Genomic DNA, 8,322 nt, shown 5'->3' on the forward strand with positions numbered 1-8,322 from the left:
CAAGGCCGCCGGTATCGCGTGCCACGGTGCGACGTCCATCGAAGGCCCGATCGGCACCGCCGCTTCGTTGCACTTCGCGTGCGCCGAGCCCGGAATCAACTTCGGAACAGAGCTTTTCGGCCCACTGCTCTTCAGTGAAGAGTTGCTTCAGGAACCCCTGAAGTATTCCGAGGGTCAGTTGCACCTCCCCGCCGGACCTGGCCTGGGAGTCGAACTGAACATGGAAGCCGTCAAGACCTGGACCAGGAACTAGAGGATAGAAGAACATGGCACTCTTTCACGTTCGGATGGACGTCGATATTCCGCGCGACCTGGATCCGGAAGCACGCGCCGATACCGTCGCAACGGAGAAGGCGTACTCGCAAGACCTTCAGCGACAGGGAAAGTGGGTGCATCTGTGGCGAATTGTGGGACAGTTCAGCAACATCAGCATCTTCGATGTCGAGTCGGCTGACGAACTCCATGAGATTCTCTGGAACCTGCCCCTGTTCCCGTACATGACCATCGAGGTCATGCCGTTGACGCAGCACGGATCTTCGATCAAGTAGCCCGCCATGTCTGCCGTGTCTGCCACGCCTGCGAGCCTGCCGGAATCTGTGCAGCAGTGGCACTGCGAGATGTCGGAGACCTTCGGTGGCCTGTGCCCCGAGAGTTCCGTCGATGCCGCGCCTGTCGGTACGGTCAGCGGCGTAAGTCTCGGGGACGTAGGCGCTTTCGACATCTCCGGTTCACCGCAGATACTGCGGCGGAGCGCACGCGCAGCAAAGCGACACGGTAGTGATCTGCTCAAGATCTGCACGGTCCGAACCGGGAGCGCGATACTGCGCCAATCGGACCGCGAGTTGACGGCCCCGCCCGGCGCGATGATTCTCTACGACGTCGAGCATTCGTACGCGCTGCGTTTCGACGGTCACTGGTCGTGCACCGTCATGACCCTACCGCGCAGTGCGGTGAGTCTGACCGAGCGAGAACTGAATTGCGCGCTCGAGCGCACCCACGACGGTCGGCGTGGGTCCGGTGCATTGCTGGAAAATTTCATCTCGGGCGCTGTTGCATCCCAGGTCGACGGCAGCGCAGCCGGGCTTCTCGGAGATGCTGGAGTCAATCTCGCTTCGGCAGTTCTGATGCAAGGATCTGCGCCCGCGACACCCGGACGTTCGACGCGAGAGGAGATCTTGCGATATGCGCTTCGGAATCTCGACTCACCAGACCTCTCGGTCGCGTCGATCGCCGGTGCGTTGCACCTGTCGCCGCGAACCGTTCAGCGTCACTTCGGTGACGGGGATCTGACCCTCAGTGCGCTGATTCGCCGCGAACGGTTGATCCGCGTACGCCGCGATCTCACCGACGTCTCACTGCGGGGTCATTCGATCTCCATCCTGGCCGCACGATGGTGTTTCCATGACGCACCAGCGTTTTCGCGTGCGTTCAAAGCGGAATTCGGTGCGGCGCCGTCGGAAGTACGTAACTCGCCTGATCCGAACGCCCGCGAACGTCACTGATCTGTCGCATCCGAACAACAAACGTGTCCGATCACGACAACTGGGAGCCCGAATACCGGGGCAGAGTGTGTTCCAGATCGCTTTTTCAGGCTCGCGAAGAGCTCAGGTCCACGAACAGCGAGGACCGCAGCGAAAGCTACGAATCGAGGAACGCATGACGAATCTGCTCGCTCATCAGCAATGGTACGGAAAGATTTTCGACGGCCAATGGATCGACGGAGGCGGTGACACCGTCGAGTCGCTCGAACCGGCTACCGGCGAGGTGCTCGGTGTGATCGGCACGGCGTCTGCTGCGGATATCGATCGAGCGGCACACATCGCGTCGGCCGCGCAGCCGGCGTGGGCGGCGACGATCGGGCAGGCTCGCGCTTCGGTGATCCGTAAGGCAGCGCAGATTTTGGAAGCCGAGCGAGCCGAGGTGGAGCGCTGGTTGATCCGTGAAGGTGGTTCCGTACCAGGGAAAGCCGCATTCGAAGTTGATCTTGTCATCTCCGAACTGTGGGAAGCCTCGGCACTGCCGACACAGCCGTTCGGGCACCTCCTGCCCGCCAGCCAGGAGGGGCGCACGAGCATCGGTCGCCGGGTGCCCCTGGGTGTGGTCGGCGTGATCAGCCCGTGGAATTTCCCGCTTCTCCTCGCCATGCGCGCTGTCGCCCCCGCCTTGGCACTCGGAAATGGCGTCGTTCTCAAGCCGGATGTTCAAACCGCGATCAGCGGGGGTGCGGTCATCGCGGAATTGTTCACGTCCGCAGGTCTTCCCGAAGGCCTCCTGCATGTGCTCGCCGGTGACGCGGCACCTGGTCAGGCATTGTGCGAGAGCCCGAGCATCGCGATGGTGTCCTTCACGGGTTCGACCGCCGTCGGCCGTCAGGTCGGGGCAACTGCCGGTCGCACGCTCAAGCGTGTCTCGCTGGAACTGGGTGGGAACAATGCGCTGATCGTCCTCGACGACGCAGACCTGGATGCCGCGAGCTCGGCGGGCGCGTGGGGTTCGTTCCTGCATCAGGGGCAGGTCTGCATGACCGCAGGCCGCCACATCGTGTTGGAATCGGTCGCCGATCAGTACCTGGACCTGCTGGCCAAGCGCGCAGCGGTCCTGCCGGTCGGGGATCCCAATACAGGCGACGTCGCTCTCGGACCGCTCATCAACGCGCGGCAGATTGCGAACGTCGATCGAATCGTCCAGGGCACCAAGGCGGCCGGCGCCGAAATCCGCGCCGGTGGAACATACGAAGGGCTCTTCTATCAGCCGACCGTCCTGGCCGGAGTCACCTCGGACATGCCCGCGTTCCGTGAAGAAATCTTCGGGCCCGTGGCGCCCGTCGTGATCGTCAAGGACGAAGACGAGGCAGTCAGGACGGCCAATGACAGAGAATACGGTCTGGTTGCTGCCATTCAAACACGATCGGTTGAACGCGGCGAGCGGATCGCGGACCGACTGCGTACCGGCATCGTGCACATCAACGATCAGACTTTGAACAACGATGCCTATGCACCATTCGGTGGCACGGGTGCCTCCGGAAACGGCGCGAGATTCGGAACTCAAAGCAGTTGGGACGAATTCACCACCTGGCAGTGGCGAACCAGCCGGCCAGCAGCGCAGACCTCCCCCTTCTGAAGCCGAAAGGCACTCCGATGCACACCATCTCGGCTCACGATCTTCCCATCGTGTTGCAGGACGGCGAATTCGAACTGCGGATGCGAGAAGAAGGCGACATGATCGTCAACTTCGTCAAAATCCCTGCTGGTGCAGACTTCGCCGAACCGTTCGCACAATTGGAAGGCGGGCGCTGTCAATGTCCGCACTACGGATACGTCTTGAAAGGAAGGATCTACACAGATTCCGAAGCAGGTCGGCAAACCTACGATGCCGGCGACGTGTTCTACTGGGCACCCGGTCACGTTCCCGGAGCGATCGACGACTCGGAGTATGTCGACTTTGCTCCCAAGGCTGAATTCCTCGAACTGATCGACGGAGTGCGTAAGGCGATGGGCGGCTGAGCTGTTCGGCTGCCACCGAGGTCAGCGTATTCCGTCGCGACGTAGTGCGACGGACACTGCGGCAGAGCGGTTATCGACACCGAGTTTGGCGTAGATGTGCCCGAGGTGTGTTTTCACCGTCGCTTCGCTGATGAAGAGCGCTTTACCCAGCTCGCGGTTGGTCATCCCCTCGGCGAGCAGGCTGAGCAGTTCGGACTCACGGGCGGTGAGCGCTTCCTGCGGGCGCTGCATCTGCTGGACGAGACGAGAGGCCACAGTGGGAGAGAGAACGCTGCGCCCGGCGACCGCGCCGCGCACCGCGCCGAAGATCTCGTCGGGCGTCGAGTCCTTGAGTAGGTAACCGATGGCACCGGCGTCCACGGCCCGCACGACGTCGGCGTCGGTGTCGTACGTCGTGAAAACCAGTACGGGAACATCGACACCGTCGCTTCGCAGGCGTTTGATCGCTTCTGCACCGTGCATACCGGTGCCCATGTCCAGATCCATCATCACCAGATCCGGTGAGGCCGACGGTATCGCCGTGGCCGCCTCCTCGCCGGACGATGCTTCGCCGACTACTTCGACGTCCGGCTGAGTGTTCAGCAGCGCTCTCAGCCCGGCTCGCACGACCAGATGATCGTCGACGAGGAACACGCGAATGGTGGTGGTCACCGGATCCTCCGTTCGAGAGGGAACTGGGCCGCGACGACGGTGCCGTCTCCCGGTGCACTTTCCACGGTGAACGATCCGCCGAGCTGTGCGACGCGGCTTCGCATCGCACGCAGGCCGTATCCACCGTACCGAGAATGGTCGGCGAGCTTTCCCGGATCGAAGCCGACGCCGTCGTCGAAGATGTCTACGGAGACGGAGTGGTCGAGATACGTGATCGTCACGCCCGCCGTTTCGGCGCGAGCGTGGCGGGCGATGTTGGAGGACGCGCTCGAGACCACTCGCACGACGGCATGAGCTACGTCCGAGGGCAAGATGACGGCTTCACCGACGGTGCGGATCCGAACGGCCGGGACGAACTGGCGGGCGGCGGCCACGACCAAGGCGTCGAAGTCGCCCGTACCGCCCTTGGTCGGCGCCAGATCGTGGACGAGGTCGCGACTCTGCATCAAGCTCGTTCGGATGTTCTCTGCTGCGGCATCGACATCGGCTCGAGACGGCGAACCCGTTGTATTCCACGTTTGTTCGGCTGCCTCGAGCCGAAGAAGGGCGCTCGCCAGTCCCTGGGTAACGGTGTCGTGGATTTCGCGCGCGAGGCGCTCTCGCTCAGCGGCAACGCCGGCAGCGCGTTCGGTATCTGCCAATGCAGATTGCGCTTCTGCTACCTGACGCAGAAGCCGAAGGCGTTCTCGGGCATCTCGTTCCATCTGCCCGTACGCGGCCGCGACCAGTGCCGCGGTGCACAGCGGCCCGAGAAGTGTCACCAATTCGGCACGACCGGTGACCCGGTAGAACGCGATACCGGCGAGGACGCCCAGGATCCCGACGAGGGGGTAGGCGATCTTGCTCGGATACAGACGAATGCAGAGGAAGAGAACGGGAAACGCACACCACGCGAAACTCGGGGCAAGCCAGACCAGCGCTGCCCATGCGCTCAGTACCGGCCACATCCACAGCCGTTGGCGAACCACATCTCGCGAGGACACCGTGGCCATGACGGCGTAGAGCAGGGCGAGGACCACGGCCAGGACGAGTACAACCCCGAACCGACCGCTGGTCCCGTGGACTGTGACGTACCGAACTCCCGATGTAGACAGCAGTACGAAGAACGACGCGTGGATCGCATACGCCAACGGGCCGCGTAGGCCGCGTTCGGCGTCGGCGTTCATGGCTCCGTTACTCATCCCTCGAATGTTACGGAGGGCACCAGGCCGTCGTATCAACCATTCGGATGATATCCGGGTAGCCGTAGGGGGCACGGTTCGTCACCCGAGCGCCCGATGTGCGCACCCGCCCCCGGACGCGACGCTGTAGTGGACGGTTTCGAACCATTCGATTGAAAGTGTGCCCGACATGAACCACCGCATTTACACACGACTTCCCCGTACGCTCGCTGTCGCCGTTCCGGTTGTCGCAATCCTTGCCAGCGCCGCCTGCTCGACCCCCGACACACCGGTGGCGAACGCATCGAGCACGACGTCGATTACTGCCACGCAGCAGCCTGCCGCGACCGGTGATTCGGCGATTGTCACTCAGAATCGACTCAGTGCCGACGCAGCAGTGAAGGCTGCTGGTGCGGCCCTGGCGAAATGCCGCGCCGACGGTCTCGGCTTCGTCACCGTCTCCGTCGTAGACCGCGCGGGAAATGTCATCGCCATGGTGCGCGGCGACAACGCAGCCCAGCACACGGTGGAAGCCTCACGCGAGAAGGCATACACCTCTGCAGCTTTCGGAGCCGACACCAGTGACCTCTCGCAGCGTACCAAAGGCGAAGGATCAACCATCGCCGACCTTCCCGGCACTCTCTTCCTTGCAGGTGGAGTCACATTGAAGGCTGGAGCCGGGTCGATCGCCGGTATCGGTGTCGGTGGCGCTCCAGACGGAATGCAGGACCAAGCGTGTGCTGCCGCAGGTCGTGATGCGATCGCTTCGTCACTCGGCTGAGTGAGCGCATTCAGCGTGCTTCGTGAATTGTGCTTTTCGCCACCTGGATTCGCTCGGCACGACAGTTGTCCGATTGTTGCGATGACCTCGACTTTGTAACACCGGAGCCCCCGGAAAGGGACAAACACGTCGACAGTGGAACCGACGATGCACTTACCGAAGCGAGTTTCTTGATGCGCAGTTTCGGGGAAAGACACAACCTTGCAGAGAATCAGATTCACGTTGCCCGAACGCAATACACGGCGGGTGCGGGTGCTCGTAGCGGCGTTGTTGTCGATGTTCCTGCTCGGCGGTATGTTCGGTCCGACCGCCGCGAGTGCTACTCCGGCGCGCTCGGCGCCATGGGGTGGGTACGACGAGTTGTGGGTCCCGTCTTCGATGGGAAACATCAAGGTTCAGGTGCAGTGGGCCGCGCGCGGTGGCAACGCCGCGTTGTACCTGCTCGACGGTCTTCGCGCGCAAAACGTCAGAAATGCTTGGAGTTTCGAAACGAACGCACTCGATCAGTACCGCAATGACAACATCACGTTGGTGATGCCGGTCGGCGGTGAGTCGAGTTTCTACACGGATTGGTACGCGCCGTCCAATTTCAACGCTCAGCCGATAACGTACAGGTGGGAAACGTTCCTCACCCGCGAGCTTCCGGACTTCCTTGCAGGGTATGGCGTTTCACCAACCAACAATGCGATCATCGGGTTGTCGATGGGCGGCAGTGCCGCGTTGAACCTGGCGGGGCATCATCGGGATCAGTTCAAGTTCGCCGGCTCGCTGTCCGGCTACATCAATATCTCGGGTCCGGGTATGCGTGAAGCGATCCGCGTAGCCATGTTCGACGCCGGCCGGTACAACGTCGATTCGATGTGGGGCCCGCCGTGGTCATCCGGATGGCTTCGCAACGACCCGTTCGTCAACGCGGAATCGCTTCGCGGACTGTCGATGTACATTTCGTCGTCCAACGGCATCCCGGGACCGTACGATCATCCCTCTGCGCCGATCGATTACTTCCACACGGCGACGGGTATGGGGCTCGAGGCGCTCTCGTGGGTGCACGCGCGTGCATTCGAAATTCGCCTGAAATCCTTGGGAATCCCAGCGACGTACAGCTTTCCGCCCGCCGGAATTCACTCGTGGCCGTATTGGTCTGCTGAATTGTGGATGGCCAGAGGACAAATCCTCGACACCATGAACGCCTGGTGAAGCTGTAGTGAGGATCTCTCCGGACTTGCTCTCGATCGAAAGTCCGGAGAGAACTCGCTCAGAAGGCGATGATTCCACGGAGGTTGCGACCGGCATGCATGTCGGCGAAACCGTCGTTGATCTGGTCGAGGGTGTACCGGTTGGTGATCAGTCCTTCGAGTTCGAGCTTGCCGCTGGTGTAGAGATCGATCATCCAGGGAATGTCGGCGGTGGGATTGGATGCACCGAACAGGGATCCCTGAATTCTCTTCTGGTACAGCGTGAGTTCCATCAGGCTCACGGGAATTCCGACGTCCGTCATCTTCCCGAGGCCGGTGACCACGCAGGTTCCTGCCTTGCGGATCGACGAGAATGCCTGCGCGACATGTTCTCCGGTGGTCACGCCGACGGTGACGATGGCCGAATCCGCGCCCTGGCCGTTGGTGAACGAGCGCGCTATGTCGGTGGCTTCCTCCATGGTGGCCACGGCGTGGGTGGCGCCCAACTTCAATGCACTGTCGCGCTTGAACGCAACCGGATCCACCGCGATCACGTGGGCGGCGCCGGCATGCGAGGCGCCCTGCACCGCGTTGATTCCGATTCCGCCGACGCCCATGACGATGACAGTCTGCCCGGGATACACCTGAGCGGAGTTGACCGCGGCGCCCCAACCGGTTCCGACGCCGCAGCCGAGCAGACACAAAGCGTCGAGTGGCAGGTGCTTGTCGACTTTCACAGCCGAGAGAGTGCTGACCGTGGTGTATTCACTGAAGGTGGACAGGCCGCAGGTTTGTGCGACGGGCTGACCGTCGAGAGACATTCTGTAACTCGAGGTTTCGCCGGGTCTGCTGCCGGTCATGATGGCGGCGCCGTTGTCGCAGAGGTTCTGGATTCCGCTTGCACACCAACGGCAACGGCCGCAGGCGGCGAGGAACGAGAACACGACATGATCGCCCTCGGACCATCCTTCCGTGTTCGGCCCGACCTCGACGACGATTCCGGCGCCTTCGTGTCCGCCGCAGATGGGGTAGCGGCCGACTCCGTGGTCGCC

Annotated in this window: 10 protein-coding genes; 7 read left to right on the forward strand and 3 right to left on the reverse strand. The window is 62.3% G+C overall.

Annotated elements, in window-relative coordinates; genetic code table 11:
- From A2J01_RS06900 to A2J01_RS06920, 5 genes are all read left to right on the forward strand, one after another.
- On the forward strand, nucleotides 1-253 hold a 253-nt coding region (locus A2J01_RS06900), incomplete at its 5' end, for an enolase C-terminal domain-like protein (protein ID WP_331715305.1).
- A gap of 13 nt (nucleotides 254-266) precedes the next feature.
- A complete protein-coding gene (catC, locus tag A2J01_RS06905; protein ID WP_064112385.1) occupies nucleotides 267-548 on the forward strand; it encodes a muconolactone Delta-isomerase in 282 nt (93 codons plus the stop codon).
- A 6-nt stretch (nucleotides 549-554) separates the two neighbouring features.
- The gene (locus tag A2J01_RS06910) at nucleotides 555-1,502 is read left to right on the forward strand and encodes a helix-turn-helix domain-containing protein (RefSeq protein ID WP_042447166.1); all 948 of its coding nucleotides are present in this window, start codon (nucleotides 555-557) and stop codon (nucleotides 1,500-1,502) included.
- A 154-nt stretch (nucleotides 1,503-1,656) separates the two neighbouring features.
- Nucleotides 1,657-3,120 carry a benzaldehyde dehydrogenase gene (locus tag A2J01_RS06915; RefSeq protein WP_064112386.1) on the forward strand — a complete coding sequence of 488 codons (1,464 nt, stop codon included), beginning with the start codon at nucleotides 1,657-1,659 and terminating at the stop codon, nucleotides 3,118-3,120.
- Nucleotides 3,121-3,137: 17 nt separating this feature from the next.
- Nucleotides 3,138-3,503 carry a hypothetical protein gene (locus A2J01_RS06920; protein ID WP_003939951.1) on the forward strand — a complete coding sequence of 122 codons (366 nt, stop codon included), beginning with the start codon at nucleotides 3,138-3,140 and terminating at the stop codon, nucleotides 3,501-3,503.
- Between the two features lie 21 nt (nucleotides 3,504-3,524).
- Here the strand turns inward: A2J01_RS06920 and A2J01_RS06925 are convergent, their stop codons facing one another.
- Entirely contained in the window at nucleotides 3,525-4,154 is a 630-nt protein-coding gene (locus tag A2J01_RS06925) for a response regulator (RefSeq protein ID WP_054825987.1), read from the reverse strand.
- Complete coding sequence (locus A2J01_RS06930; protein WP_030536467.1) at nucleotides 4,151-5,320, reverse strand: sensor histidine kinase; 1,170 nt, start codon at nucleotides 5,318-5,320, stop codon at nucleotides 4,151-4,153. The genes A2J01_RS06925 and A2J01_RS06930 overlap by 4 nt, the downstream gene beginning before the upstream one ends.
- Nucleotides 5,321-5,504: 184 nt before the next feature.
- Between A2J01_RS06930 and A2J01_RS06935 the strand changes: the two genes are divergently transcribed.
- The gene (locus tag A2J01_RS06935; RefSeq protein WP_064112387.1) at nucleotides 5,505-6,095 is read left to right on the forward strand and encodes a GlcG/HbpS family heme-binding protein; all 591 of its coding nucleotides are present in this window, start codon (nucleotides 5,505-5,507) and stop codon (nucleotides 6,093-6,095) included.
- A 276-nt stretch (nucleotides 6,096-6,371) separates the two neighbouring features.
- Entirely contained in the window at nucleotides 6,372-7,292 is a 921-nt protein-coding gene (locus tag A2J01_RS06940) for an alpha/beta hydrolase (protein WP_231915722.1), read from the forward strand.
- Between the two features lie 58 nt (nucleotides 7,293-7,350).
- Here the strand turns inward: A2J01_RS06940 and A2J01_RS06945 are convergent.
- Nucleotides 7,351-8,322 (reverse strand): NDMA-dependent alcohol dehydrogenase (locus A2J01_RS06945; RefSeq protein ID WP_064112389.1); only part of this gene is annotated, 972 nt, incomplete at its 5' end.

Source organism: Rhodococcus sp. EPR-134, assembly GCF_001647205.1.
Lineage (GTDB): Bacteria > Actinomycetota > Actinomycetes > Mycobacteriales > Mycobacteriaceae > Rhodococcus_F > Rhodococcus_F qingshengii.